Origin of the sequence: Aeromonas sp. 603079, from assembly GCF_049172135.1 — a bacterium.
GTDB lineage: Bacteria > Pseudomonadota > Gammaproteobacteria > Enterobacterales > Aeromonadaceae > Aeromonas > Aeromonas veronii.
In genome coordinates this window covers 74,238-100,363 of sequence record NZ_JAAKPX010000001.1, presented here as the reverse complement: position 1 = coordinate 100,363, position 26,126 = coordinate 74,238, and the positions used below count along the sequence as shown (strand labels likewise).

Below are 26,126 nucleotides of genomic sequence, written 5' to 3'. Positions count from 1 at the left end.
TCAGAAGAGGTGGCCCTAGCCTAAAACAGGGCAGGGAGGCGGGTAAAGCAGTCTATATTAATGATTCATAACACAAATAACAGGAAGTCGTGCTGCCGTTTCGCTATGATCCCGGCCGCTTTCTCTCCACCGAGTCGAATATGTCAGCTGTTGATCTGGGCACAGCCCCGCTATCTCGCCTTTTCTGGCGTTACGTAACCCCGACCGTGGCGGCCATGCTGATCACCGGCATCTATGTCACCATCGATGGCATCTTCGTTGGCCATGTGCTGGGTCAGGATGGCATGGCCGGTTTGATGCTGGCTTATCCCATCTGCGCCGTGCTCTATGCGGTGGGGGCGCTGATCGGCATGGGGGCCTCGTCGCTGGTCTCCTTCTATCTGGGGCAGGGCAACCCGGCCAAAGCCCGCCATATCGTCGGAAATGCGCTGGTGATGGTGTTGCTGGCCTCGGCACTGCTCAGTTTTATCGGGATCCGCTATGGCGAGCCCATGCTGGCCTGGATGGGGGCGGAGGGGGAGATCTTCACCGCCGGGCTCTCCTACCTGCAGGCCTACGCCTGGCTTGGCGTCTTTGCGGTGCTGTCGATGGCGTTCAGCTCGCTGCTGCGCAACGATGGGCGCCCCGGATTTGTCACCCTCATCATGGTAGTCGGGGGGCTGCTCAACGTGCTGCTCGACTATCTGTTGATGGTGGTGTTTCCGTTCGGACTGGCCGGGGTGGCGACGGCCACCATGCTCTCCCAGGCAGTGACGGGCCTTGCTTGCCTGTGGCACTTCTTCACACCGCGTAGCCAGCTGCGGATAAGTTGGGACACCTTGCGCCCCGATCTGCGGCTGATGGGCGAGACGGTGCGCCTCGGGGTCTCCAGTTTTCTGATGTACCTCTATCTCTCGGTAGTGCTGGCGCTGCACAACAAGGCGTTGCTGGCGGTCGGCACTTCGCTGCATGTGGCGGCCTACGGGGTGATCAGTTACACCGAGGCCTTCTTCTATCTGGTGTTCGAGGGGATCGCCATGGGTATCCAGCCCATCGCCAGCTTCAACGCAGGAGCCGGTCACTGGCGGCGGGTGCTGCGGATCCGCAACCTGGCACTCGGAGTGACGTTGGGGATCGCCCTGTGCGCCATGTTCCCGCTTTATCTGTGGCCGGAGGCGGCGGTCTATCTGTTTGCCGGCGACAACGCCACCCTGCTGCCGGTGGCGAGCCTCGGGATCTGGCTCTACTTCTGGGGGCTGCCGATGGAGGGCTTGCTGCTGGTGGGGGCCACCTACTTCCAGGCCATCAATCGGGCTCGCATCGCCTCCCTGCTCACTGGTGGCAAGCTGGTGCTGATCGGCGGTTTCTTGTGGGGATTCTCGACCCTGTGGGGCGTGCCCGGGGTCTGGCTGGCATTGCCAACGTGCAGCTCATTGCTGGTGTTGGTGATGTGGCGGGCGATGCGTCGGGAGTCCGGCGCCCACGCGCTGGCCGGATAGGTAATCAGGTTCGACGTGCAGATAGCAGACAGGCAGCCATGGGCTGCCTGTTTTGTTAGAGGATGTTTTGTTAACGGGCTCTGCCGATTCAGGGCTTGAAGGCACCGATAAAGATGGCGGGATCGACCCGGGTGTCGTTGAGGCTGACGTTCCAGTGCATATGGGGGCCGGTAGCGCGGCCGGTCGAACCGACTCGCCCGACGATGCCGCCACGCGGCAGGCTCTGGCCGAGCTTCACATCGATCTTCGACATGTGGCAGAACATGCTGATGAGCCCCTGACCGTGGTCGACAAAGACGGTATTGCCATTGAAGAAGTAGTTGCCGATCAGGATCACCTTGCCGGCGGCGGGGGACTTGATCGGGGTGCCGGCGTCCACGGCGAAGTCGAGGCCGGAGTGGGGATTGCGCTCCTCGCCATTGAAGAAACGACGCAGGCCAAACGGGCTGGAGAGGGGGCCGTTGACCGGCTTGTCGAACATCAGGTTGCTCGGCTGGTTGGGGCTGAAGGTCTGGTAAGCCCGGGTCTGCTCCGCCAGCTCTCGGTTGATGCGGGTCATATCCTCGGCGAGCGGATTGACCTGACGGCTGTTCTTGAGCTTGATGTGCTGCTCGCGGTAGTGCTTGGGGGTCACGGTGAAGCCGAGAGTACGGCCATCACCTGTGGTCAGTTGCTGGGCGCCGGGCGTGCTTTTCAGAGAGATGCCGACGATGGCGATCCACTGGTTGTCTTCGCGCACTACCAGCACGGGCTTGTCGTGATAGCGGGCCGTGGGGGCAGTGGGTGACGCGCCAAGAGGGATCACCGCAACGCCACCTGGTACCGGATGGTTGAGCAGGCGACTGATAAAACCCTCGGCCAAGGCCGACTGGCTGGCCAGTAACAACAACAGACAACACACAACTCTCATGACGATACCACTCGATGTTAAAGCGCCCGGGATGGCGGGATGACAACCCCCTGTCCGGCATTCGTCGATCACTAAAGGGTGATCACGGCACGCTGGCCACGACAGGCGCGGCTGGGGAAGGGGGCAGATTGTGCCTCGTTATGGTCGGGGCAGCCAGTGGCGGGGCGTGGCTGATGCCCCTTTTGTGCATAGTTGCGTCAGGTTTTATGTCGTGCTCGGGTTGCTTCGCCATTGAGTCGCCCCCGCCCTGGCTCTAGAATCGGCTTCCGGCACTTATGCCACCGACACTCCGAGGAGACGATATGAACGGATTACCCCCTTTGCGCACCACACCGGCCCGATACACGACAGGTCGTGGCTGGCTCTGGGTTCGCAGCGGGTTCGATATCTTCAACAAGGGGATGGGGATCAGCGTAGCCATGGTGCTGGTCTGGTTTATGGTGGGCATGCTGCTGGAGCAACTGCCGGCGGGGGGCCTTATCTCCCAGCTGCTCTACATGGTGTGGGGCGCGGGTTGGGTGGCGGTCGCCGCTCGGGGTTATCGGGGGGAGCCGCTGCAGTTTGCCGATCTCTTCGCCGGTTTTCGCCACAAGTTGACCCCGCTGATGCTCGGCGGTCTGCTGGTGTTGCTGCTGTTCAGCCTGGTTGGCCTCGTCTGTCTCGGTCTGCTCTCCGTGTGGGGGCTGCTCCCGCTGTTGACGCAGGATCCCGAGAGCATGGTGGTCTCTGCCAGCCAGTTGCAACAACTGCTGCTGGTGTTGCTGGTGGGAATGCTGCTCATCATTCCCGTGCTGATGGGGGTCACCTTTGCTCCTGCGCTGATCTACCACCACGATATCGGCATCATCCAGGCGGTGCGTCTGAGCTTCTTCGGCTGCTGGCGCAATATGTGGCCCTTCTTCTGGTGGGGGCTGCTCTCAGCCATGTTGCTGCTGTTTGGCGCGGCGCTGCTGCTGGTGGGTCTGCTGGTGGTGATCCCGGCGCTCAACTACTCCATCTATGTGGCTTATCGGGATATTTTCCTGGACGAGAGTGCGCAGCAGGAAGCGCCTCACTCAGAACCATTCGGATTTGAAGCCTGATCAAGGGATCGGAATGAAGAAGGGGCACGCAGCGGCCCCTTCTCTTCATGGTCGGGTTTGAGGTGTGCTTACTCCTGCCAGATGGGATCCGCCGCCATGCGGGCTAGCAGAAAATCGAGGAAGCTGCGCAGCAGTGGCGACATCTGTTTGCGGGTAGCATACACCCCGTAGACCCCGAGGCGCTTGGGCTGCCAGTCGGTCAGCAGGGGCACCAGTTCTCCGCGCTCCAGATAGGGTTGGGCCGAGTAGCGTGGCTGCAGGCTGATCCCTGCGCCTTCCAGCGTTGCTTCCAGCAGCAGGTTGGAGATATTGGCGCTCAGGTTACCGCTGACCGGCACTGACTCGGGACCGTCCGGTCCATTAAACTCCCACAGGCTCTTGCCGAAGTAGGTGTAGGTGAGGCAGTTGTGCAGCGCCAAATCCTGCACCTTGTGTGGCATCGGATGACGGGCCAGATAGGCCGGGCTGGCACAGACTACCGAGTGGCAGGTGCCGAGACGGCGCGCCACCAGATTGGGGTCGAGGTCGTTGGTGATGCGCACCGCCAGATCGATCCGCTCCTCTACCAGATTGACGGTTCTGTCGAGCAGCAGAATGTCGATGGCCGTCCCCGGGTATTGCGCCAGATAGTCGTTGGCAGCCCCGACCAGCAGCGCTTCTGACAGGGAGTAGCTGCTGGTGATCCGCAGTTGTCCCTTGGGGGCGTCATCTCCCTTCACGGCGATCTGCTCCATTTCTTCGCCGAGGGCCAGCATGGCGCGGGCCCGGTTCAGCGCTTCCTCTCCCGGCCCGGTCAGGCTCAGACGACGGGTGGTGCGGTGCAGCAGGCGAGCGCCCATCCAGCTCTCCAGCTCGGCCAGATAGCGTGACACCATGGCGCGCGACATATCCAGTTTCTCTCCGGCGCCGCTCAGGCTCCCCTGTTCGACTACGCTGACGAAGACCCGCAATGCGGTCAGTCGATCCATGTATGGCTCTCTATATGTTCGATAAGTGCAACAGTGATGTGCTTTTTATGCTGTATTTGCACCTTATGTGATCCAATACACTCTGTCCATCAAATGAACCCCCGAATACTTAATGAGGAATAGATGATGAACAACACCCTGATCCGCAACCTGACTCTGGCGACCACCCTGCTGAGTGGCGCCGCACTGGCAGCCCCCCTGAGCGTGACCGTCTATAACCCTGGCGAGAAGGCGATCTTCCCGGTCTCCTCCTCACTGGTGACCGGTGACAAAGAGGCCATCCTGATCGATGCCCAGTTCGACGTACAAAATGGTCAGGCGCTGGTCGACATGATCAAGAAGAGCGGCAAGAAGCTGACCACTGTCTATATCAGTGCCGGTGACCCCGACTTCTACTTCGGTCTGGAGCCGGTCATGGCTGCGTTCCCGGATGTCAAGGTGCTGGCCGACCAGCATGTGGTTGACCACATCAACCAGACCAAGGATGCCAAGCTGAACTACTGGAGCCCGATCCTCGGCAAGGGGGCACCGAAGAGCCTGACCGTGCCGCAAGTGATGACGGCCAGTCACCTGACGCTGGATGGCGAGAAGATTGAAATCAAAGAGATGAACACCCCGAATGCCTACCTCTGGGCCCCTTCCATCAAGACTGCTTTTGGTGGTGTGCCGGTTTACCACGGGGTGCATGTCTGGATGGCCGACAGCCAGACCAAAGCGGCCCGCAGCAACTGGGTCAAGGCGCTGGACAACCTGCTGGCCCTGAAACCCGAACGTGTAGTACCGGGCCACTTCCTGGGCACTGCGCCCAAAGGCACTGCTGCTGTGACCTTTACCCGTGACTATGTAGAGCGTTTCGAGCTGGAGCTGGCCAAGGCAAAAAATTCCGGCGAGCTGATTGAGGCCCTGAAGAAGGCCTATCCGGCACTGCCGGTTGACGATGGTCTGGCCATCGGTGCCAAGGTCAATACCGGCGAGATGAAGTGGTAAGCCACTGAGCCTGCTCTCCCTGTGTTTTTTTACCGGGCCTCAGGGCCCGGTTTTTTATCCGAGATTGAAGCGAGAATGAAGATGAGCGAACCACAAACCATCCTCCATTATGTCTATGACCCGCTCTGTGGCTGGTGCTACGGTGCCGCCCCCCTGTTGCAGGCGGCAGCCACCATTGACGGGCTCGAGATCGAGCTGCATGCGGGCGGTCTCTGGCTGGGTAGTCGCCGTCAGCCGATGGGCGAGGCATTGCGTGATTATGTGCGCCCCCATGATCAGCGGATCGAAGCGCTGACCGGTCAGCATTTTGGCGAGCGCTACTTCAACGAACTGCTGCTGCGGGAAGGGGCTCTGCTGGACTCCGAGCCGCCGATCCGCGCGGTCTTGGCCGTCACGACATTGGGGGGCGATGGGCTGGCCATGTTGCACCGGATCCAACAATCCCACTATAGGGAAGGGAGCTGGATTGGTGAGCCGGCGTTTCTTGCCAGGCTGGCGGCAGAGCAGGGGATTGCAGCGGAGGCATTCCAGCAAGCTTATCTGCAGGCCCCCTTGCTGCAACATCTGGCAGATAGCCAGGGCTGGATGAAATGGTTGGGTGGTCAGGGTTATCCTACCCTTGGGCTGATGCACAAGGGGCGGGTCACGCCTGTACGGGTTGCCGATTTTATGGGGGAGCCGGATGCTCTGAGCACGCATCTGCTGGCTCTAATGACATGATGGCTGTTATTTGAACACGAGACCGCTTCAGGAAAGGTGTCCAGGGCCGATAGGCAAACAATCACAGAAACGGTATGAAATCCTTTTGTTTTCCGGGTGCAGGCTATGCTCTATATGACCATTCCCGGTGGATGTTGCGGGAGTGAAGACTCATTTCAAGGAAGCCCTTATATGTTCAAAAACATGTCCATCGGCCAGAAACTGAGTGCCGGATTTGCCATCCTGGCCTTGTTGGTACTGGGCTTGGCCTGGTTTTCAATCAGCCAGCTGGCAAAGCTCTATGGTGATACCGAAACCATCACGGGTAATTTACTGCCTTCTACTCGTCTGGCGAGCCAGATGCATGTTGCCGTGCTGGATGCGCGTCGTTCAGAGTTGGCCCAGGTCATCGGTGGCCTGAACAAGGATGAGCAAGAGGTAAGCGATCGCACCCTGACCTTCAATAAGGCCAAGCAGGAATTTGAGCAAGCAGCCCAAAAATATGGTGCTTTACCTTTCACTACTGGTGAAGAGAAGCAGGTTTATGAGCAGGTGGTTGCGGCGGGGGCCAAGTATTTTTCGGTACATGACCAGCTGTTAAATGCCTTTGCTGCTGGCGATCTGGATAAAGTCAGAAGTCTGCGCAAAAACGAGACTCGTGCCGCATTGGAAGAGGTTGGTGCCAAGTCATATCGTTTGCGGGAGATCAATAACGAGATTGCCGATGAGATGGTGAAAGACATTGCGGCCATGTATAGCAATGCCAGAACCATGAGCATTATTGTCAGCCTGGTGACGCTGGCTTTTGTGGTGGTGATTGCCTGGCTGTTGACCGCCCAGATCCGCAATCCGGTGATGGCCCTGCTGGAGCAGACCCGCCGTGTCTCCTCCGGTGATCTTACCTCCCGCATCGATATGCAACAGTTCAACAATGATGAACTGGGGACTCTTGCCAAAGGGTTTGGCGAGATGCAGACCAATTTGCGTACCCTGGTCAGTGAAGTCTCGGGCTCAGTGGTGCAACTGAGTTCGGCCACCGAAGAGATGAGCTCGGTAGCAAGGCAGTCAGCGGCCAACATGAGTGCCCAGCAGCATGAACTTAATCAGCTGGCAACCGCGATGAACGAGATGCAGGCTACGGTTCAGGAGGTTTCTCGCAACACTAGCGATGCCGCCAGTGCCGCCACCTCGGCCAGCGAAACCGCAGAGATTGGGGCCAAGACTGTTAATGACTCTATTTTGCGCATCGAGCGGGTAGCGGGGGCCATCGAGAGCACTGCAGTGGTGATCCGCCAACTGGGCGATGATAGCCGCAATATCGGCATGGTGCTGGAGGTGATCCGCGGCATTGCCGAACAGACCAATCTGCTGGCATTGAACGCGGCGATTGAAGCGGCCCGGGCCGGTGAGCAGGGACGGGGTTTTGCGGTGGTGGCTGATGAGGTGCGTACTCTGGCCAAACGAACCCAGGACTCCACCTCCCAGATCAATACCATCATTGCCGAGTTGCAGCAGCGTGCCGAACAGGCGGGCAGTACCATGCAACAGAGTCAGGAGCTGATGAACACCACGGTAGCTACCGCTCGGGAAGCGGGCGAGTCCATTTCCCAGATCAGTGGCTCGGTCAGCAGCATCTCCCACATGAACATCCAGATTGCGACAGCCACCGAAGAGCAGGGGGCGGTGAGTGAGGAGCTCAACCGCAACGTGGTCAATATCAGCCACGCCTCCGAAGAGGTGGCTGCCGGTGCCACCCAGATGGCTCAAGCTTGCAATGAGTTGAACCATCTGGCCAGCCAGTTGCAGGATATGGTGCGCCGTTTCAGGGTGTAATCCCTTGTCGAGTCAAACAGCCCGATTGCCGCGAGGTGATCGGGCTGTGTTATTTCCGAGGGCCAGAGCGAGCCGATGACTTGTTCCGCCGGGTGATATTGTGCATGCTGATGGCCCATTTTCCAGGCAGGACTCTTGCTGTATGAATCTTCGCGATCTCGAATATCTGGTGGCGCTGGATGAGGAAAAACATTTTCGCAAAGCCGCTGAACGCTGCTTTGTCAGTCAACCCACCCTGAGCGGCCAGCTGCGCAAGCTGGAGGATGAACTCGGGGTCATTTTGATCGAACGTACCTCGCGCAAGGTGCTGTTTACCCCGGCTGGCGATGCCATGGCCCATCAGGCTCGTCGGGTGCTCAAGGAGGTGCGCGAGCTCAAGAGCATCGGTCAGCACTTCTCCGAGCCGATGTCCGGGGAGATCCATATCGGTTTTATTCCGACCGTGGGCCCCTACCTGTTGCCCCGCATTATCCAGACCCTGCGTGAGCATTTTCCCCAGCTGGAGTTCTATCTCTATGAGGAGCAGACCCAAACCCTGCTCAAACGGCTGGAAGAGGGGGAGCTGGATTGCGTCATTCTGGCCGAGATGCCGGGGATGGAGGGGTTTGGTTCAATCCAGCTCTACCACGAGCCGATGTGGTTGGCTGTGCCTTGCCATCACCCCGAAGCACAGGCCAGACAGGTGCCACTCGGCAATCTCAAGGGCAAGAAATTGCTGATGCTGGCCGATGGCCACTGTTTGCGGGAGCAGGCGATGGGATTCTGTTTCGCCGGCGGGATAGGTGAGGATCAACGCTTCAAGGGGACCAGTCTCGAGACGCTGCGCAACATGGTGGCCGCCGGTAGCGGCATGACCCTGGTGCCAAAGCTGGCCGTACCCGCCGATCATGATGAGGGAGGTGTGAGCTATCGTCCTGTGGTTGACCCTGTGCCGGGTCGTACCATCTCGCTGCTCTATCGCCACTACTCGGTACGTCGCCCCTGTTTCAACGAGCTGGCCGCCTCGATTGCCACGCTGATGAGCAAGCAGTTGGCCCAATAAAAAAACCGGCAGCCAAGGCTGCCGGTTTTGCTTCTGCCGCGAGAGCAGCTTAGAAGATATCGTCGGTTGAGACAGGCCCTTCCACATCGGGGTTGTCACCACCATAGACCTGATTGCCGTCCGAACTGGGCGCGGCGTAACGGGTCGGCTCGGTCCCTTCCTTGAAGTATTCGTCGGTTCCGCCACTGGTCGCCAGCAGTCCGGTTTCGCTGTCAATCTTCACCGTCATGATCCCTTCGGGAACCGGCATCTTGTGCTCCGGCAGCTTTTTGAGGGCGACTTTCATGAAGTCGATCCAGATAGGCTGTGCAGCGCCACCACCAAACTCGGCACGGCCAAGGCCACGCTGGTGGTTGTCAAAACCGATCCAGGAAGTAGCTACGATGTCCGGGGTATAGCCGGAGAACCAGGCATCCCGCGATTCGTTGGTGGTACCGGTTTTGCCGGAGATATCGTGACGTTTCAGGTCACGGGCTGCACGCCAGCCGGTACCACGCCAGCCGTTGCCACCCCAGATGGCTGTGCTCAAGGTGTCGGTGATCAGGAACGCGCTCTGGGCACTGATGGTATGCGGGGCGATGGTTGGCGCGAGAGGGGTCTGCGTGCCATCTTGTGCTGCGCCATCAACAGTTGGCTCCGGCAGTGTGCTCTGCTCGGACGCCGTCTGCTGTTCGCAATTGTTGCAGGCAATGGCAGGATTGGCCTGATAGAGGGTGTTCTCCAGGCTGTCGGTGACTTTGTCGATGAAGTATGGGGTCACCAGGAAGCCACCGTTGGCCAGTACCGAGTAACCACGCACCACCTCGAGGGGGGTAAATTCGGCTGCGCCCAGCGCCAGTGACTCATGGGGCGAGATGAAGTCGCGGGGGAAGCCAAAGCGTGTCAGACCGTCGATATAGGTATCCAGACCGATGGCGCGCATCAGTCGAACCGACATCACGTTCTTGGACTTGGCCAAACCCAGACGCAGCGGGGTGGGGCCATCATAAACGGCCGGGGAGTTCTTGGGCTGCCACATGGGCCCTTTTGACGGATCCCACTGGTTGATTGGCGCATCGTTGATGAGCGACGCCAGGGTATAGCCGTGCTCCAGCGCGGTCGCATAGAGGAAAGGCTTGATATTTGAACCGATCTGGCGACGCGCCTGATCGACCCGGTTGAATTTGGATAGTTCGAAGCTGAAGCCGCCAACTACTGCTTCCAGCGCGCCATTTTTCGGGTTCATGGCAACCAGCGCGGCGTTGACGTCCGGGATTTGGGCCAGCAGCAATTCTTCGCCCTCTTCCCGCACCCAGATCTGGGCGCCGACTTTCAGTACATCGCGTGCCGATTTCGGGGCATAGCTTTGGCGGTCGTCGGTAATAAAGGAGCGAGCCCATTTAATGCCGTTCCAGCCCAGCTCTGCTTCCTTGCCATTTTTAAGTACCAGTGTGGCGCTACGGTCACCGAGCTTGGTCACGACTGCCGCCATCAGCGGATCATAAGTGGGTTGCTTGCCAAGGTGGGCCACGATCTGCTCGTAATCCCAAGCTGTTTCGCCTGCCTTCCACAACTGGGCCGTCGGGCCACGATAGCCGTGACGCATATCGTAGGCAAAGACGCCATCCAGCAGAGCCTGTCTGGCGGCCCTTTGGCGTTCGGCAGAGACGGTAGTGTAGACGTGCAGGCCCATGGTGTAGGCATCTTCACCAAACTGCTCTACCATCTTCTGGCGTACCATTTCACCCAGATAGGGAGCGTGCAGGGTCACTTCGGCGCCGTGAAAACGGGCCTTGATCGGCATTTTGGACGCTTCGTCAAACTGGGCCTGGGTGATCTTGCCGGTCTCCAGCATCCGACCAAGCACAACGTTGCGGCGCGCAAAGGCGCGCTCGGGGGATCGGATGGGGTTGAGCATGGAGGGGGCTTTGGGCAGACCGGCAATGATGGCGATCTCGTCCAGCCCCAGATCCTTGACCTCTTTACCAAAATAAACCTGAGCCGCAGCACCGATCCCGAAGGAGCGATAACCGAGAGGGATCTTGTTGAGGTACAGTTCGAGGATCTCGTCTTTTGAGAGATTCTGCTCGATCCGCCAGGCCAGGAAGACCTCCTTTATCTTGCGGATGATGGTTTTCTCATTGCTCAGGAAGAAGTTGCGTGCAACCTGCTGGGTAATGGTGCTGGCACCCTGACGGGCATGACCTGATACGGCCCAGACGGAGGCGGCGCGAATGATGCCGATGGGGTCAATGCCGGGGTGCTCGTAGAAGCGGGCATCTTCGGTTGCCAGTACGGCATCGATCATTGGTTGGGGGATTTCATCCAAGCGCAACGGAATGCGACGGATTTCGCCATATTGGGCGATCAATTCCCCATCTCGGCTGTAGACCCTCATCGGGGTTGCCAGTTTGACATCACGCAGTGCGGTGACATCGGGCAGTTGGGGTTTGATATAGAAGTAGATACCGATGAGGCTGGCAACACCCAGCACAGCACCCAGCATCATGACAATAAACAGGCGAACGAGCCATTTCAGCATGGAAGAACTACCAATCGTCTTAAATTTAGCCAACGGGCGCAGAGTATAGCCCTTTTGCCATCTGGAATTCGAGGTTTTCCTGTGGCAAGTCACCCATCGACAGGATGCGAGAGGTTAGCACTACAGTGAGCAATAACCAAGGTGCCTCCCTTTATCTCAAGAAAGCGAGGTGGGTCACTTTTCGGTATAAACTTTATGACATTGATAGTTAGAGCATTTAGGATGGATCAAGCTCTCATCTGATTAGAGTGTCCTACACTCAATTCAGGTATAAAACCCAATAACGCATGGATGTGTATATGTTTGGGCTATTTAATAAGGGATCCCTCCTCCCCCTGGTGGGCATTGATTTCGGTAGCCAGACCATCAAGGCCGTTACCCTCACTGGTCGTCCCGGCAAGCTGCATATTGAATCTGTTGCCGAGGTCGCCACCCCGAAAGGTACGCTGGTTGATTACCAGCTACAGGATATCGAGCGGGTCAGCCCATCTTTGAAAACCCTCAAGCGCCTTATCTCTGGCCACAGCGATTATGCCGCGACAGCGGTGACTGGTTCCAATGTGATCACCAAGGTCATCCAGATTGATGCTCGCCTTGGTGACAAGGAGCTGGAGAGTCAGGTGCAGCTGGAGGCCGAACAGATAATTCCCTTTCCCCTCGATGAAGTCAGCCTCGATTTTGAGGTGCTGGACACCAGCGCCAGTGAAGATCGTCAGGATGTCCTGTTGAGCGCAGCCCGTACTGAGAGCGTCAATGGCCGGGTCAGCGCTCTCGCTGAGGCTGGCATTGCCGTCAAGGTAGTGGATGTGGGAGCCCATGCCTTGGGGCGGGCCGTTGTGGCCTGTTTGCCCGAGTTGCAGGAGAGTGAGCGACCGATCGGGGTGATCGACATTGGCGCCAGTGCCATGACCTTCGCAGCCTTGGTCAAGGGAGAGGTGATCTACTCGCGCTTGCAGAATTTCGGCGGTGATCAATATAGCCAGGCGCTCTCCTCTTTTTATGGCATGACCCTCGATGAAGCTGAGCAAGCCAAGACCAAAGGCACCTTGCCTGTTGACCATGAGTTGGACGTGTTGATGCCACATATCAACTCGCTGTTGCAACAGGTGCGGCGCAATATCCAGCTGTTTTGCAGCTCGTCAGGTTATCGTGATATAGCCAAACTGGTGTTGACCGGGGGAGGCAGCTTGCTACCTGGCTTGTTGGTACAGGTAAAAGAGGAAGCCAATTGCGAGGTGTTTCATCCGGATTTGTTCGCCCTGTTTGGCAAACCGAAAGGAGAGGTTGATCTGGTACATGGCGCTAGATATATGACGGCATTCGGGTTGGCTCTGAGGAGTTTTACACCATGTCAAATATAAACCTTCTCCCCTGGCGCGAGGCTCGTGCTCAGCGGCAAAAGAAACAGTTTGGTGCCCTGCTCGGGCTTTTCGTGTTGGTCACTGTCGCACTGAGCCTCTTTGCCAACTGGCTGGTCGAGCGTCAGATTGCCGCCCAGCAGCAGCGTAATCAGCGTCTGGTTCAGGAGATGACCATCCTGGATGCACAACTGGGAGAAATCCGCCTGCTTAAAGAACGTCGCAAGGAGCTGATCGATCGGATGCAACTCATCGAACATCTTCAAATGCGTCGAAATGTGCCCGTTCGTCTTTTCAACCAGTTGCCCTCTCTGGTACCCAATGGGGTTTACCTCAATACCCTCTCGTTGCAGAACAATATTATCGATGTCAACGGCAAGACAGAAGCTTATGGTCGAGTGGCCAGCATGATGCGTCGAATCGATGGTTCCGGCTGGCTGGGACAGTCGAAAATAAGCACCATTTTTGCAGCGGAGGTCGCGCCGGTATCGTTGAGTCAATTCTCGATGATGTTCCTGATTGCCAATAATACCGCGGCTGCCGGGGATATGGCCAAGGAGAGCAAATGAACCTTCAGCAACTCAACGAGCTTGATCTGAATGACATCGCGAGCTGGCCAAAATGGGCGAAAGCTGTCTTTATCCTGCTGTGCTGTGTGTTGACTGGTGGCGCTATTTATTACTACGTGATTGCCAATTCCTTAGGCAATCTGACCAAAGAGAGCGCCAGAGAGACGGAGCTGAAAGGCCAGTTTGAAAGCAAGGCGATGCTGGCAGCCAATTTGGGCGCCTACAAGGCACAAATGATCCAGCTCGAGCAACTGGTCGATACCCAGCTCAAGCAGTTGCCCAATACCCATGAGGTCGCCGGTTTGCTGGACGATATCAGTTTTATTGCCACCGATAATGGCTTGAAACTCAATCGCATCAACTGGGAACCGGAGGTCAAGCACGAGTTTTCTACCGAATTGCCCATGCGGATCGAGGTAGTAGGTAATTATCATCAGATCGGCAAGTTTACGGCAGATATGGCAGCCCTGCCTCGTATCGTCATACTCGACTCCTTTACCTTGAGTCAGAGCAAGGATGAGGGAGACCTGATTGCTATGTCGATGCTGGCCAAAACCTACAAGTACAACGGTAAAACAGTGGAGCAGAAACAATGAGACGCATCTGCTGGTTGTTACCTGCCCTCTTGCTGACGGCCTGTGGTGGTCAGGAGGAGATGGATTCCTATATTGCCGAAACAAAGGCAAGACCCCCTGTACCTATTGAACCCTTACCCCAGTTGAAGCCGTTTTCCCCCATGCACTATCAACAACGCGATCTGCGTAGTCCCTTCATGATGCCGCAACCAGAAGCAAGTGTCGGGCGCGCGAATAGTGCCCAGGTGAAGCCTGATTGCGCACAGGTTATGATGGACAGAGAAAAAGAGGTATTGGAAAACTACTCTCTCGCCAGCTTGTCAATGCACGGCTCCTTGGGAAAGGCCGGGCAGTTGTGGGCCCTGATCAGCACACCTGATGGAAAATCAATACGGGTCGGGCTCAACCAGTATATGGGGCTCGATCAGGGTAGAGTCATCAAGATTACTCCTACGGCAGTGGATTTACTGGAAACCATTCCGGACGGGAAGGGGTGCTGGGTAACAAGAGAAACCCAGTTGGCGATGGCCAATATGCAAGAAAAACAATAATCAGGGACGAACAGCAATGAGAACAACCATAGACAGTGTAACAAAAGTGGCTTTGCTGTTTTGCGCCAGTGCCTTTGGTCAGGCGTGGGCAGTGGCAACCTTGCAAGAGATAAAAGTTAATCCATTGCTGGCAGACCAGTTGCAACTGGAGCTCAGCTTCAGCGAGCCTGTGAGTGGCTTTACCGATCGTCTCTCCTATCAACCTAACCAGCTCCTGTTGCATGTCCCCGGTGCTGTGGGCGCACTCAAGGTGAACCCGCTGCCTATTCAGCGTCAGGGAGTAGACAACATCAAGGTGGAAGGGAAGGGGGCAGGCCTTGATATCAAGATCGCTCTCGATCAGCTGGCTCCCTATCAGGTGCAGCAACAGGGTAATAAATTGCTGGTTTCCCTTGGTGAAGGGACCTCATCAGCTCTGATTAATGGCGAAAGCGCCCTGATTGCACCTGCCGCAACGGCTTCCTCAGCCATGGTGGCCACTCCAGCTCCTTCGGCACTGCTCAATTCTCAGGTTGTTGCCAAGTCAATGCCTGTTGCACCGGTAACCCCTCCTGTTGCGACGCCTGCTGCCAGCAAACCACTGCTCGGCAGCTATCAGAACAGTGGCGGTGGAGCCTATTTCAACTCGGTGACCGGGGTGGATTTTCGTCGTGGCAAGGATGGTCAGGGGGAGTTTCTGGTCACACTTGACAACAGCTCCGCTGCCGTCGATGTGAGCAGCCGCGGTCAAACTGTGCTGGCCAAGTTTCATGGTACTCGCGTGCCTGATGGTTTGCTTAATCTGATCAATGTACAGGATTTTGCGACACCGGTCTCTCAGGTTGAGGTGTCCCGGCAGGGCAACGATACCCTGTTTGAGCTGTCGGTTAATGGCCAGTTTGATTACCGTTACGATCAGGCTAATAAACTTTTCATTATCGAAGTGAAAAAACGCACGGCGGCATCTGCGTCTTCAAAGCAGTATCAGGGCAAGCCCATCTCATTGAACTTCCAGGATATCCCGGTTAGAACCGTGTTGCAGCTTATCGCTGACTTCAACAACCTCAATCTGGTTACTACCGATTCTGTGGCAGGCAATCTGACACTACGTCTGGATGGCGTGCCCTGGGAGCAGGCGCTCGACATCATTTTAAAAGTGCGCGGTCTGGATAAGCGGCTAGATAACAACATCCTGCTGGTTGCTCCGGCTGAAGAGATTGCAGCACGGGAGAAACAGCAGTTGGAGAGCCGGAATCAGGTGGCTGATTTGGCCCAGTTATATACCGAATATATGCAGATCAACTATGCAAAAGCATCCGAAGTGGCTGCTCTGCTCTCATCCGAGAGTACCAAGTTGCTATCGCCACGTGGCGCGGTGAGTGTGGATGAACGGACCAACGTGCTGGTTGTGAAGGATACGGCTGAGGTTATCAGCAGTATCAAGCGGATGCTGGATATTCTGGATATCCCGGTCAAGCAGGTGGTGATCGAAGCGCGTATGGTGACCATCGATGACGGTTTCGATGAAGCGCTCGGGGTACGTTGGGGAGTGACCAAGAACGATGGTCACGGCAACAGCACTTCAGGCTCTATTGAAGGGAATGATTCGTCCGGTAATAACGACGGTAGTTCAACGATTACCAGACCCTCGGTCGATAATCGGATGAACGTCAATCTGCCGGTGACCAATGCTGCCGGTACCTTGGCATTCCAGGTTGCCCGTCTGGCCGATGGAACCCTGCTTGACCTTGAATTGTCTGCGCTGGAAAAAGAGAGCAAGGCCGAGATTATCGCCAGTCCGCGGGTGACCACTGCGAACCAGAAACCGGCGTTGATCGAACAGGGTACCGAGATCCCCTATGTGGAGTCCTCTTCCAGTGGTGCAACCTCGGTCACCTTCAAGAAGGCGGTACTGAGCTTGAAAGTCACGCCGCAGATCACCCCTGACAACCGGGTGATCCTCGACCTGACCGTGACCCAGGATACCAAGGGCGAAACCGTACCGACCGGTACCGGTGATGCAGTCTCCATCAACGCCCAGTCCATCACGACGCAGGTACTGGTTAACAATGGCGAGACACTGGTGCTGGGCGGCATCTATCAGCAGACTATCAAAAGCGATGTGACCAAGGTGCCCTTGCTGGGTGATATCCCCGGATTGGGCGCCCTGTTCCGCAAGACCACCAGCGAGAACAAAAAGCGTGAACTGCTTATTTTCGTGACCCCCAAGATAGTCACCGACGCCTTCTGAAGGCTTTACATGTGAAGGTAAAACACATATAACCTTACGCCCCAATGAGGCTGGGGCGTAAGGGCTGCGGTTGCCAGTCCCGATATCTATTGAGATAATCCCCCTCCTGATCCATCGCAAGATAAGGTTCATAGGTACCCCGATCCAGTATTTATCGGGGTCGTACAGTTTGTAATTACTAACGAAAAAACATGGCTGAGAAACGCAATATTTTCCTGATAGGTCCCATGGGTGCGGGCAAGAGCACCATAGGTAGACATCTGGCAGAACAACTGCATATGGAGTTTTTCGACTCAGATCATGAGATTGAGCGCCGCAGTGGTGCTGATATCGGCTGGGTGTTTGATGTTGAAGGCGAAGAGGGTTTCCGTATTCGCGAAGAGAAGGTGATCAGCGAATTGTCTGAGCAGCAGGGTATCGTGCTGGCAACCGGTGGTGGAGCCATCAAGAGCCGGGAAACCCGCAACAAGTTGTCTGCTCGTGGCATCGTGGTCTACCTCGAAACCACCATTGAAAAGCAGTTGGCGCGTACACAGCGAGACAAACGCCGTCCTCTGCTACAGACTGAAGAGCCGCCGCGTGAGGTGCTTGAGCGTCTGGCACAAGAGCGCAACGCCCTGTATGAAGAAGTGGCTGACTTTGTTATCCAGACAGATGATCAAAGCGCAAAGATCGTTGCCAATCAGATTGTGAAGCTGATCGGTATGTAATCAAGAGGACGTCCATGGAACGGTTGAAGGTTGAACTGGGTGAGCGCAGCTATCCCATCGAGATAGCTGCCGGTTTGCTACAGCACTCCGAGGTGCTGGCAGCAAGCATCAAGGGCAGGCGGGTGATGATAGTGACCAATACGGTCGTCGCCCCGCTCTATCTTGAGAAAGTGACTTCCCTGCTGGCGGATTTTCAGGTGGAACACCTTGTTCTGCCCGACGGCGAGGCGTACAAGAACCTGGCGACCTTTGAGCAGATCATGTCTGCTCTGCTTGAAACCAACCATGGGCGCGATACGACACTGATCGCTCTGGGGGGCGGCGTGATCGGGGATGTGGTGGGCTTTGCGGCAGCAAGCTATCAACGTGGCATTCCTTTTATCCAGATCCCGACCACTCTGCTCTCCCAGGTTGACTCCTCTGTTGGCGGTAAAACCGCGGTCAACCACCTCCTCGGCAAGAACATGATTGGGGCTTTTTATCAGCCCAAACAAGTTGTTATCGATACCGAATGTCTGAGTACCTTGCCAGCCCGCGAATTTGCCGCAGGGATGGCCGAGGTGATCAAGTACGGCATCATTTGGGATGCTGATTTCTTCAGTTGGCTGGAGCAGAACATGGTGCGTCTGCAACAGCTGGAACCTGCCGCGCTGGCCTACGCCATCAAACGCTGCTGCGAGATCAAAGCCGATGTGGTCGGTCAGGATGAGACCGAGCACGGCGTCCGTGCGCTGCTCAATCTGGGCCACACCTTTGGTCATGCCATCGAGGCCGAGCAGGGGTATGGCAACTGGCTGCACGGTGAAGCAGTGTCCGCCGGCACCATGCTGGCTGCCTGGACTGCGCAGGCACGTGGCGATATGAGCGAAGCGGACGTTGCGCGAGTGCGCGCCCTGCTGCTGGCCGCCAATCTGCCCATTCATGCGCCTGCCGAGATGGATTTCGCCGCCTTTATTCGCCATATGCGCCGTGACAAGAAGGTGCTGGAAGGCAAGCTGCGTCTGGTGTTGCCGGTTGGCATCGGCCATGCGCAGGTGGTGGGGGATGTGTCCGATGCCGAGTTGCTGGCGGTGATCGAGTCTGGTCGTGACGAATAAACTGCTAAAACTTCCTTCCCAGCGGCAGCTGGTTGACCGGCTGCTGCATCTGATTGAATTCAATCACCCTTTCATTTTTCTCTCCGGTAAACCCGGTTGTGGTCGCGGTACCCTGTGCGAATCCCTGCTCGGCGTGTTGCCGGAAAAAGTGCGGGTGGTAAGCCTGATTGGTACGCCTGCCATGAAGATGGTGGATGTGCGCCAGCTGTTGCTGCCACAGGTGGTGGCGCGCCCGCTGTTCAATCCACAGGATGCGCTGGCGGAGAGCTTCTTTCGCATGCTGGAGGGGAGCAAGCCTGCCACCCTGTTGCTACTGATAGAGCGGGCCGACCAGTTGCCGGCCGACCTGCTGGGAGAGTTGTGGGCGATCATCCGTCATAACGATACCCTGGCGGCGCCCCATCAGCTGGCCATTATCGTCTCGGGCAGTGACGTCTGGTGTCGTACCCAACGGCCGCAGCTCAAAGGGCGAGCCATGCCAGCCCTTGAGCTGGAAGTGCCGCCACTGAGCCCGCCGGAGCAGCGCATCTTCTTGTATGAAAAAGCCAAAGAGCTCAAGATCCCGGCGACCCTCTTGCCCAAGCCGCAAGTGGAGGAGATCCTGAAAACGGCGAACGGACATCCGTCCACCATCATGCAGTTACTGGAGGATATCATGACCGACAGAAGGCCCAAGAAGCGTCAGGCGGAGTTGCCCGTCAAGAAGATTGCCACCGCTATCGCGCTGGTCGCTGGCGGCCTGCTGGCGTTGAGCTACCTGCTGCCTGCGCTGTTTGACAATGAAAGCAAACCGGCGCTGCAGGGTCCGGCGCAGAACACGGCATTGCCGATCCCGGTAGCGGGAGGCGATCCCCTCACCGCAGGCGGTTCGAATACCGATGCCGCTGCACAAGGCGCGCAAAACCGCGATGCAGCCAACAATCCCAACGGGGTAGTGAAAGATTGGCAGCCGGAGGCGAAAGTGCTTCCCAAATCGGTGGAGAGCGAAACCGTGACCACCGAATCAACCAATTACGAAGGGCGTCGGGTGGTGATCTCTGACGAGGTCGTGCAAAAGCTGATGACCGAACCCAAGGTGAGCGGCGCTCTGCCTACTGACGTGGTGGACGAGCTGACCGGCAAGAACCCGAGTGGCACAGCCCCCAGTGGTGCAATCGCAACCACGGTGCCAGCCAGTACCTCCAAAGTACTGAATCCGGCGACAACCGCAACGCCTGCTGCTACCACCAAAACAGCCAGCAACGAGCCGGTTGCCGCGCCAGCACCCAAAGTGGCCCTGACACCGGTCGCCACCTTGAACAAGAAGCCGCGCAACCACTACAGCGTTCAGCTGATGGGGGCGAGCAACACCAAGGCGGTGGATCAATTTGTCGCCGAGCATAGTCTGGCGGGCAAGGTATGGGTCTATCAGACCAAATTCCGTGGCAGTCCCTGGTATGTGGTGCTGCAAGGAGATTATGCCGGTCTGACCCAGGCCAAGAGTGCCATTCGCAAGCTTCCGCCAGCCTTGCTGAAAGGCCAGCCCTGGCCCAAGTCGTTTGCACAGGTACAAAAAGAGCTGAAGCAATAGCCTTGATACCGGATAAGGGGGTAGAATCGTCCCCCTTTTTGGGTCTTGCCTTCTTACACACCGGATTTCCATGAAAAAAACACGCGCTTTTTTAAAATGGGCCGGGGGAAAATACTCCCTGGTTGAAGAGATTGCCGAGCGCCTGCCGGCCGGGCGTGTGTTGCTGGAGCCCTTCGTCGGGGCCGGGTCTGTGTTTCTCAACACCGACTACGACGCGTATGTGCTCAACGACATCAATCCGGATCTGATCTGCCTGTACAACCACCTCAAGCTGACGCCGGACAGTTTCATTGCCGAGGCGCGCAAGCTGTTTGTGGCAGAGCACAACCACAAGGCGGCCTATTATCGGCTGCGTACCCAGTTCAATCAGACCGAGACCACCTTCGAGCGGGCACTCTTGTTCCTGTTTCTCAACCGTCACGGTTTCAACGGACTGTGCCGCTACAACAAGAAGGGCGGCTTCAACGTGCCGTTCGGTTCCTACAAGAAGCCCTATTTCCCGGAAAAAGAGCTGTGGGCCTTTGCCGAAAAGGCGCAGAAGGCGACCTTTATCTGCGAGAGCTACGCCGACGCCATCAAGCGTGCCGAAGAGGATTGGGTTATCTATTGTGATCCACCCTATGCGCCGCTCTCCACTACGGCGAGCTTCACCACCTATGCCTCCGGCGGGTTTACCCTGGATGATCAGGCGATCCTGGCGCGACTGGCCCGTCACACAGCCGCTCACAAAGGGGTGCCGGTGCTGATCAGCAACCATGATATCGAGCTGACTCGTGAGCTTTATCGCGGTGCCCGCCTCGACGAGATCCTGGTCAAGCGCACCATCAGTCGCAACGGCGGCACCCGCAACAAGGTGGCCGAGTTGCTGGCGCTCTATCCCCCCGGAATCGAACCTGAGCAGGGTTACTATCCCAGCGACAGTGAACTGCTGCCGCTGACGTAACAGACCATGCGGCGCCCAGGGGCGCCGTTTTTTTATGGGCGCGCCTAGGCCCGTGCCGATGCCCCAAAACCTAGGTGGCTGGGGGAGGGGAGGCGATTGCCCCATTTACCCCGCATTCGAGTCGTTTTCGCCCGCCTTTTACGTTAAAATTGCGCCGCTTTTTCTCCCTGGCTGCCAATGGATGATGCTGATGAAAGACTTTCTGATTGCCCCCTCGATCCTCTCTGCCGATTTTGCCCGTCTGGGTGACGATGTAGCCAAGGTACTGGCTGCAGGTGCCGACGTGGTTCACTTCGACGTGATGGACAACCACTATGTCCCCAACCTGACCATTGGCCCCATGGTCTGTCAGGCGCTGCGTGACTACGGTATCGAGGCCCCCATCGACGTGCACCTGATGGTCAAGCCGGTGGATCGCATCATTCCCGATTTTGCCAAGGCCGGTGCTTCCCTCATCACCTTCCATCCGGAAGCGTCCGATCACGTTGATCGCTCTTTGGGCCTGATCAAGGAGATGGGCTGCCAGGCGGGTCTGGTTCTGAATCCTGCTACCTCGCTCTCCTGCCTCGAGTATGTGATGGACAAGCTGGATGTGATCCTGCTGATGTCGGTCAACCCGGGCTTCGGTGGCCAGAGCTTTATCCCCGGCACCCTCGACAAGCTGCGTCAGGTGCGTCGTCTGATCGACGAGAGCGGCCGCGATATCCGCCTCGAGATCGATGGCGGGGTGAAGGTCGACAATATCCGTGAAATCGCCGAAGCGGGCGCCGACATGTTTGTCGCCGGCTCTGCCATTTTCAGCCAGCCTGACTACAAGGCGGTGATCGACAAGATGCGTGCGGAGCTGGCTCATGTCACACGCTGAGCGCGCATTTGATTTGGTGCTGTTCGATCTGGACGGCACCCTGATTGACAGTGCCGCCCAGCTGGCGCTGGCAGTCAATCTGACTCTGGCAGACCTCGGTCTGGCACAGGCTGATGAAGTTGTGATCCGTACCTGGGTCGGCAATGGTGCCGACAAGCTGATCCAGCGGGCGCTCGCCTATCGCGAGGCTGACCCCGAGCTGTTTGCCAAGGCCAGACCGATCTTTTTCCAGCACTACAACGCCTGCCTGCTGCAAGGGCTGGCTATGTATGACGGGGTTGCCCAGAGTCTGCGTCGCCTGCAAACCCTGGGTTACAAGCAGGCGATCGTCACCAACAAGCCGAGTGATTTCGTGGCACCCATCCTCGATGCCCTTGGCATCAGCGATTGTTTCGAACTTTGGCTTGGCGGCAACTGCGTGCCAGTCAAGAAGCCGAGCCCGGAGCCATTGCTGCACGCTTGCCAGGAGTTGGGGGTGAGCCCGGCTCGCACTCTAATGGTGGGCGACTCCGAAAATGACGTGCTGGCGGCCAAGGCGGCCGGCATGAAGGTGGTGGGCCTGACCTACGGTTACAACTATGGCCGCCCCATTGCCGACTCCCATCCAGACTGGGTATTCGAGCAGTTTGCCCAGCTCGATGCACTTTTGGTCTAATAGCGCAGCTGGGCTGGCTGAATAACAAGGATTAACACTCTCATGACTAAACCAATCGTATTGAGCGGGGCGCAACCCTCCGGTCAGCTGACCATCGGCAACTACATGGGGGCCCTGCGTCAGTGGGTCAACATGCAGGATGAGTTCGACTGCCTCTACTGCATCGTCGACCTGCACGCCATCACCACTCGTCAGGACCCGGCTGCCCTGCGCAAGGCTTGTCTGGACGCAGCCGCCCTCTATCTAGCGGTCGGTATCGATCCCAAGAAGAGCACTGTCTTCATCCAGTCTCACGTGCCGCAGCACGCCGAGCTGGGCTGGATCCTCAACTGCTATACCCAGATGGGTGAGTTGTCGCGCATGACCCAGTTCAAGGACAAGTCCGCCCGTTTCGAGAACAACGTCAACGTCGGCCTGTTCGGTTATCCGGTGCTGATGGCAGCCGATATCCTGCTCTATCAGGCCAATCAGGTGCCGGTCGGCAACGACCAGAAGCAGCATCTGGAGCTGACCCGCGACATCTGTACCCGTTTCAACAACCTCTATGGTGAAGTGTTCACCATGCCGGAGCCCTTCATTCCGACCGAAGGGGCGCGGGTGATGAGCCTGCAGGATCCGACCAAGAAGATGTCCAAGTCGGATGACAACGAGGCCAACTTCATCGGCCTGCTGGAAGATCCCAAGCAGATCGTCAAGAAGATCAAGCGTGCGGTGACTGACTCCGACGAGCCGGCGGTGGTGCGTTTCGACCCGGAAAACAAACCGGGTGTCTCCAACCTGCTGACCCTGATGTCCGGCGTGACTGGCCGCTCCATCCCCGAGCTGGAGCAGCACTTCGAAGGCAAGATGTATGGTCACCTCAAGACCGAGACCGCCGAAGCCGTGGTTGCGCTGCTGGAACCGATCCAGGCTCGTTTCCACGAGTTGCGTCAGGATGAGGCCCATCTGATTGCGATTCTTGCCGAAGGGGCACAAAAGGCGCGTGAAAGAGCTGAAAAAACCCTGACCAGCGTATATGATGTAGTCGGCTTCGTTCCTCGAGCCTGACATACTGGGAAGGTGTAGTAGAAGAGAGCTGGGTATTTGCCTGGCTTTCTTTATTTTCCCACGTTGTATTTTGTTTAATTCTTTATTTCAACCCGGGTTATATCCCCAAGAGTACGCATGTCTGTTCAACCAAATATTTCGATTGAAGAGCTGAGTGATAAAGGTCACTGGCTGCGCAAGTTCCGCAAGGCGAAAAACCTCAATACCCTGCAATTGATGGTCTCCAATGCCATCGATAAACATCACAAGACTGCTGCCATCGCTGCAGCCATCTATCTGGCCGAGTGTCAGCGTGAACGGGAAATGGAACAGGGTCGTTATCTCGATCGTTAATTCTCCACTGTTGGTTATCTCATGCTGTTGTTGATCGATAACTACGACTCTTTTACCTGGAATCTGGTGCAATATTTCGGCGCCCTGGGACAAGAGGTTGTGGTCAAGCGCAATGATGAACTGACGCTTGATGCCATAGCGCAGCTCTCCCCCCGTTTTCTGGTGATCTCTCCCGGTCCTTGTACACCCAATGAGGCGGGGATCTCTCTCGATGCCATCAGCCACTTCGCCGGCAAGCTACCCATTCTTGGCGTCTGCCTTGGCCACCAGTCGCTGGCGCAGGCGTTTGGTGCCCGCGTGGTTCGCGCGCGTCAGGTGATGCATGGCAAGACCTCCCTGATTCGCCATCGCGGCGAAGGGGTATTCTACGGTCTAAAGGATCCCTTGCGGGTGACCCGTTATCACTCACTGGTGGTGGAGCGCGACACGCTGCCCGACTGCTTCGAGGTCACCGCCTGGAGCGAGCATGCCGATGGCTCGTTTGACGAAATCATGGGATTACGCCATAAGACACTTCCTGTCGAGGGTGTTCAGTTCCATCCGGAGAGTATTTTGAGCGAACAGGGCCATTTGCTGCTGGCCAATTTTCTGTCCTGTTCATAAAAATTTGTGATCACCTTCTCAAGTTTGAAAGAAGGTAAAAAATATTTCTCTGACACTTTATTCAGCCCCCTTCCAGCCCAAATTATCTCTTGCCAAGCCCCCCTGAGTCGTTATGCAATGCGGTTGCCTAAAATCTCAAGGTCAATCGAACATTGTTCCTCATAGGTCGTCTTGTTACAGACTTTTTACTTTATTTCTGTGATAATCCCGTCACGTTTACACGGATTTAACTTTTAGGCGGTGGATTATTCTGTCGCCGAATCTGAAGGAGAGCTATATGTCAGAGTTGTTGGCAGTGACACGTGAAGTGTTTGATGAAGTGATGGTTCCCAACTATGCGCCAGCCAAGATCATCCCGGTGCGTGGTGAAGGGTCACGTGTCTGGGATCAGGAGGGGCGCGAGTATGTCGACTTCGCCGGTGGTATCGCCGTTAACGGCCTGGGTCACTGTCATCCCAAGCTGGTCGAGGCTCTGAAAACCCAGGGCGAGAAGCTGTGGCACCTCTCCAACGTAATGACCAACGAACCGGCCCTGCGTCTGGCCAAGAAGCTGGTCGCGGCCACCTTTGCCGACAAGGTCTACTTTTGCAACTCCGGCGCCGAAGCGAATGAAGCTGCCCTCAAGTTGGCTCGCCGCTACGCCATCGAGAAGTTTGGCGAGCAGAAGACCCAGATCATCGCCTTCAATCAGGGCTTCCACGGTCGTACCTTCTTTACCGTCAGCGTCGGTGGCCAGGCTGCCTACTCCGATGGCTTCGGTCCCAAGCCCGGTGACATTACCCATGTTCCCTACAACGATCTGGCGGCACTAGCCGAGGTGATCTCCGACAACACCTGCGCCGTGGTGATGGAGCCGCTGCAAGGGGAGGGTGGCATCATTCGTCCTACCGACGAGTTTGCCAAAGGGGTGCGCGAGCTGTGCGACAAACACAATGCCCTGCTGGTGTATGACGAAGTGCAGTCAGGGGTCGGCCGGACCGGTGATCTCTATGCCTATATGGGGCTCGGCGTCACGCCGGACATCCTCACCAGCGCCAAGGCGCTGGGGGGCGGTTTCCCCATCGGCGCCATGCTGACCACCGACGAAATCGCTTCTTATCTGAAAGTGGGCACTCACGGCTCTACCTACGGCGGTAACCCGCTGGCCTGTGCGGTCGCCGAGGCAGTGATCGACGTGATCAATACTCCCGAGGTACTGGACGGGGTCAAGCGGCGCGAACAGCTGTTCCGCGATGGGCTTGAGGCGATCAACGCCAAATACCACTGCTTTAGCGAAGTGCGTGGCAAGGGGCTGCTGCTGGGTGCCGCTCTGAGCGAGGACTTCAAGGGGCGTTCCCGCGACTTCCTGCTGGCCTCTATCGATCAGGGGCTGATGGCACTGGTTGCCGGTACCAACGTGGTTCGTTTTGCCCCTTCACTGGTGATCCCGGAAGCGGACATCAAGGAAGGGTTGGCCCGCTTCGAGAAGGCGGTTGCCCAGGTGGTCAACGCCTGATTCCA

At 57.2% G+C, this 26,126-nt stretch carries 24 protein-coding genes; 21 read left to right on the top strand and 3 right to left on the bottom strand.

Features of this window, described 5'->3' with window-relative positions; translation table 11 throughout:
• Positions 1–140: 140 nt before the first annotated feature.
• Positions 141–1,478: an MATE family efflux transporter gene (locus tag G5287_RS00420; protein WP_106842912.1), complete on the top strand. Its 1,338-nt coding sequence runs from the start codon at positions 141–143 to the stop codon at positions 1,476–1,478.
• Positions 1,479–1,566: 88 nt separating this feature from the next.
• On the opposite strand, the gene G5287_RS00415 is transcribed toward G5287_RS00420, so the two are convergent.
• Positions 1,567–2,388, bottom strand: coding sequence for a peptidoglycan DD-metalloendopeptidase family protein (locus G5287_RS00415; RefSeq protein WP_421230605.1), 822 nt, complete (start codon positions 2,386–2,388; stop codon positions 1,567–1,569).
• A gap of 302 nt (positions 2,389–2,690) precedes the next feature.
• On the opposite strand from G5287_RS00415, the gene G5287_RS00410 reads away from it, so the two are divergent.
• Positions 2,691–3,470, top strand: a complete 780-nt coding sequence (locus G5287_RS00410) for a BPSS1780 family membrane protein (RefSeq protein WP_227342102.1) — start codon at positions 2,691–2,693, stop codon at positions 3,468–3,470.
• A gap of 68 nt (positions 3,471–3,538) precedes the next feature.
• Here the strand turns inward: G5287_RS00410 and G5287_RS00405 are convergent, their stop codons facing one another.
• A complete protein-coding gene (locus tag G5287_RS00405; protein ID WP_005362277.1) occupies positions 3,539–4,438 on the bottom strand; it encodes a LysR family transcriptional regulator in 900 nt (299 codons plus the stop codon).
• 126 nt (positions 4,439–4,564) lie between these two features.
• Between G5287_RS00405 and G5287_RS00400 the strand changes: the two genes are divergently transcribed.
• The 4 genes from G5287_RS00400 to oxyR all read left to right on the top strand — a co-directional run bounded on the left by G5287_RS00400 (position 4,565) and on the right by oxyR (position 8,999).
• Complete coding sequence (locus tag G5287_RS00400; RefSeq protein WP_227343009.1) at positions 4,565–5,425, top strand: Vmh family MBL fold metallo-hydrolase; 861 nt, start codon at positions 4,565–4,567, stop codon at positions 5,423–5,425.
• Positions 5,426–5,500: 75 nt separating this feature from the next.
• The gene (locus tag G5287_RS00395; RefSeq protein WP_227342104.1) at positions 5,501–6,145 is read left to right on the top strand and encodes a DsbA family protein; all 645 of its coding nucleotides are present in this window, start codon (positions 5,501–5,503) and stop codon (positions 6,143–6,145) included.
• 171 nt (positions 6,146–6,316) lie between these two features.
• The gene (locus G5287_RS00390; protein ID WP_216978208.1) at positions 6,317–7,957 is read left to right on the top strand and encodes a methyl-accepting chemotaxis protein; all 1,641 of its coding nucleotides are present in this window, start codon (positions 6,317–6,319) and stop codon (positions 7,955–7,957) included.
• Positions 7,958–8,099: 142 nt separating this feature from the next.
• On the top strand, positions 8,100–8,999 hold the full coding sequence (gene oxyR / locus G5287_RS00385) for a DNA-binding transcriptional regulator OxyR (protein WP_216953055.1): 900 nt from the start codon (positions 8,100–8,102) through the stop codon (positions 8,997–8,999).
• Positions 9,000–9,048: 49 nt separating this feature from the next.
• Here oxyR and G5287_RS00380 read toward each other — a convergent pair whose 3' ends face one another.
• Positions 9,049–11,520, bottom strand: coding sequence for a penicillin-binding protein 1A (locus G5287_RS00380; RefSeq protein ID WP_216953056.1), 2,472 nt, complete (start codon positions 11,518–11,520; stop codon positions 9,049–9,051).
• A gap of 299 nt (positions 11,521–11,819) precedes the next feature.
• On the opposite strand from G5287_RS00380, the gene tapM reads away from it, so the two are divergent.
• The 15 genes from tapM to G5287_RS00305 all read left to right on the top strand — a co-directional run bounded on the left by tapM (position 11,820) and on the right by G5287_RS00305 (position 26,121).
• Positions 11,820–12,881 (top strand): PilM family type IVa pilus assembly protein TapM, encoded by a 1,062-nt coding sequence (tapM, locus tag G5287_RS00375; RefSeq protein WP_421230604.1) that lies wholly within the window; start codon positions 11,820–11,822, stop codon positions 12,879–12,881.
• Positions 12,869–13,447, top strand: a complete 579-nt coding sequence (gene tapN / locus G5287_RS00370; RefSeq protein ID WP_216953058.1) for a PilN family type IV pilus biogenesis protein TapN — start codon at positions 12,869–12,871, stop codon at positions 13,445–13,447. Before tapM ends, tapN begins: the two co-directional genes overlap by 13 nt.
• Positions 13,444–14,043 (top strand): PilO family type IV pilus biogenesis protein TapO, encoded by a 600-nt coding sequence (tapO, locus tag G5287_RS00365; RefSeq protein ID WP_216953059.1) that lies wholly within the window; start codon positions 13,444–13,446, stop codon positions 14,041–14,043. Before tapN ends, tapO begins: the two co-directional genes overlap by 4 nt.
• Positions 14,040–14,573, top strand: coding sequence for a pilus assembly protein PilP (locus G5287_RS00360; protein ID WP_216953060.1), 534 nt, complete (start codon positions 14,040–14,042; stop codon positions 14,571–14,573). The genes tapO and G5287_RS00360 overlap by 4 nt, the downstream gene beginning before the upstream one ends.
• Positions 14,574–14,589: 16 nt before the next feature.
• Positions 14,590–16,803, top strand: coding sequence for a type IV pilus secretin PilQ (locus tag G5287_RS00355; protein ID WP_216953061.1), 2,214 nt, complete (start codon positions 14,590–14,592; stop codon positions 16,801–16,803).
• 191 nt (positions 16,804–16,994) lie between these two features.
• The gene (gene aroK, locus G5287_RS00350; RefSeq protein WP_005347909.1) at positions 16,995–17,513 is read left to right on the top strand and encodes a shikimate kinase AroK; all 519 of its coding nucleotides are present in this window, start codon (positions 16,995–16,997) and stop codon (positions 17,511–17,513) included.
• A 14-nt stretch (positions 17,514–17,527) separates the two neighbouring features.
• Positions 17,528–18,610, top strand: coding sequence for a 3-dehydroquinate synthase (gene aroB / locus G5287_RS00345; protein ID WP_227342105.1), 1,083 nt, complete (start codon positions 17,528–17,530; stop codon positions 18,608–18,610).
• Positions 18,600–20,180 carry an SPOR domain-containing protein gene (locus G5287_RS00340; RefSeq protein ID WP_227342107.1) on the top strand — a complete coding sequence of 527 codons (1,581 nt, stop codon included), beginning with the start codon at positions 18,600–18,602 and terminating at the stop codon, positions 20,178–20,180. Before aroB ends, G5287_RS00340 begins: the two co-directional genes overlap by 11 nt.
• A gap of 70 nt (positions 20,181–20,250) precedes the next feature.
• The gene (locus G5287_RS00335) at positions 20,251–21,123 is read left to right on the top strand and encodes a Dam family site-specific DNA-(adenine-N6)-methyltransferase (protein ID WP_005335008.1); all 873 of its coding nucleotides are present in this window, start codon (positions 20,251–20,253) and stop codon (positions 21,121–21,123) included.
• A 190-nt stretch (positions 21,124–21,313) separates the two neighbouring features.
• Entirely contained in the window at positions 21,314–21,988 is a 675-nt protein-coding gene (gene rpe, locus G5287_RS00330) for a ribulose-phosphate 3-epimerase (RefSeq protein ID WP_005335006.1), read from the top strand.
• Entirely contained in the window at positions 21,975–22,643 is a 669-nt protein-coding gene (locus tag G5287_RS00325; protein WP_227342109.1) for a phosphoglycolate phosphatase, read from the top strand. The genes rpe and G5287_RS00325 overlap by 14 nt, the downstream gene beginning before the upstream one ends.
• Positions 22,644–22,685: 42 nt before the next feature.
• Positions 22,686–23,690: a tryptophan--tRNA ligase gene (gene trpS / locus G5287_RS00320; protein ID WP_005362251.1), complete on the top strand. Its 1,005-nt coding sequence runs from the start codon at positions 22,686–22,688 to the stop codon at positions 23,688–23,690.
• A 117-nt stretch (positions 23,691–23,807) separates the two neighbouring features.
• The gene (locus G5287_RS00315) at positions 23,808–24,023 is read left to right on the top strand and encodes a hypothetical protein (RefSeq protein ID WP_216953064.1); all 216 of its coding nucleotides are present in this window, start codon (positions 23,808–23,810) and stop codon (positions 24,021–24,023) included.
• Positions 24,024–24,044: 21 nt separating this feature from the next.
• Entirely contained in the window at positions 24,045–24,626 is a 582-nt protein-coding gene (locus G5287_RS00310) for an aminodeoxychorismate synthase component II (RefSeq protein ID WP_216953065.1), read from the top strand.
• A gap of 277 nt (positions 24,627–24,903) precedes the next feature.
• Positions 24,904–26,121 carry an aspartate aminotransferase family protein gene (locus tag G5287_RS00305; protein WP_216953066.1) on the top strand — a complete coding sequence of 406 codons (1,218 nt, stop codon included), beginning with the start codon at positions 24,904–24,906 and terminating at the stop codon, positions 26,119–26,121.
• Positions 26,122–26,126 lie beyond the last annotated feature (5 nt).

What these genes read in the sequence shown, in the direction of transcription:
- G5287_RS00420 (WP_106842912.1), top strand. Translation starts at nt 141, where the DNA reads ATGTCAGCTGTTGATCTGGGCACAGCCCCGCTATCTCGCCTTTTCTGG.
- G5287_RS00415 (WP_421230605.1), bottom strand. Translation starts at nt 2,388, where the DNA reads ATGAGAGTTGTGTGTTGTCTGTTGTTGTTACTGGCCAGCCAGTCGGCC.
- G5287_RS00410 (WP_227342102.1), top strand. Translation starts at nt 2,691, where the DNA reads ATGAACGGATTACCCCCTTTGCGCACCACACCGGCCCGATACACGACA.
- G5287_RS00405 (WP_005362277.1), bottom strand. Translation starts at nt 4,438, where the DNA reads ATGGATCGACTGACCGCATTGCGGGTCTTCGTCAGCGTAGTCGAACAG.
- G5287_RS00400 (WP_227343009.1), top strand. Translation starts at nt 4,565, where the DNA reads ATGAACAACACCCTGATCCGCAACCTGACTCTGGCGACCACCCTGCTG.
- G5287_RS00395 (WP_227342104.1), top strand. Translation starts at nt 5,501, where the DNA reads ATGAAGATGAGCGAACCACAAACCATCCTCCATTATGTCTATGACCCG.
- G5287_RS00390 (WP_216978208.1), top strand. Translation starts at nt 6,317, where the DNA reads ATGTTCAAAAACATGTCCATCGGCCAGAAACTGAGTGCCGGATTTGCC.
- oxyR (WP_216953055.1), top strand. Translation starts at nt 8,100, where the DNA reads ATGAATCTTCGCGATCTCGAATATCTGGTGGCGCTGGATGAGGAAAAA.
- G5287_RS00380 (WP_216953056.1), bottom strand. Translation starts at nt 11,520, where the DNA reads ATGCTGAAATGGCTCGTTCGCCTGTTTATTGTCATGATGCTGGGTGCT.
- tapM (WP_421230604.1), top strand. Translation starts at nt 11,820, where the DNA reads ATGTTTGGGCTATTTAATAAGGGATCCCTCCTCCCCCTGGTGGGCATT.
- tapN (WP_216953058.1), top strand. Translation starts at nt 12,869, where the DNA reads ATGTCAAATATAAACCTTCTCCCCTGGCGCGAGGCTCGTGCTCAGCGG.
- tapO (WP_216953059.1), top strand. Translation starts at nt 13,444, where the DNA reads ATGAACCTTCAGCAACTCAACGAGCTTGATCTGAATGACATCGCGAGC.
- G5287_RS00360 (WP_216953060.1), top strand. Translation starts at nt 14,040, where the DNA reads ATGAGACGCATCTGCTGGTTGTTACCTGCCCTCTTGCTGACGGCCTGT.
- G5287_RS00355 (WP_216953061.1), top strand. Translation starts at nt 14,590, where the DNA reads ATGAGAACAACCATAGACAGTGTAACAAAAGTGGCTTTGCTGTTTTGC.
- aroK (WP_005347909.1), top strand. Translation starts at nt 16,995, where the DNA reads ATGGCTGAGAAACGCAATATTTTCCTGATAGGTCCCATGGGTGCGGGC.
- aroB (WP_227342105.1), top strand. Translation starts at nt 17,528, where the DNA reads ATGGAACGGTTGAAGGTTGAACTGGGTGAGCGCAGCTATCCCATCGAG.
- G5287_RS00335 (WP_005335008.1), top strand. Translation starts at nt 20,251, where the DNA reads ATGAAAAAAACACGCGCTTTTTTAAAATGGGCCGGGGGAAAATACTCC.
- rpe (WP_005335006.1), top strand. Translation starts at nt 21,314, where the DNA reads ATGAAAGACTTTCTGATTGCCCCCTCGATCCTCTCTGCCGATTTTGCC.
- G5287_RS00325 (WP_227342109.1), top strand. Translation starts at nt 21,975, where the DNA reads ATGTCACACGCTGAGCGCGCATTTGATTTGGTGCTGTTCGATCTGGAC.
- trpS (WP_005362251.1), top strand. Translation starts at nt 22,686, where the DNA reads ATGACTAAACCAATCGTATTGAGCGGGGCGCAACCCTCCGGTCAGCTG.
- G5287_RS00315 (WP_216953064.1), top strand. Translation starts at nt 23,808, where the DNA reads ATGTCTGTTCAACCAAATATTTCGATTGAAGAGCTGAGTGATAAAGGT.
- G5287_RS00310 (WP_216953065.1), top strand. Translation starts at nt 24,045, where the DNA reads ATGCTGTTGTTGATCGATAACTACGACTCTTTTACCTGGAATCTGGTG.
- G5287_RS00305 (WP_216953066.1), top strand. Translation starts at nt 24,904, where the DNA reads ATGTCAGAGTTGTTGGCAGTGACACGTGAAGTGTTTGATGAAGTGATG.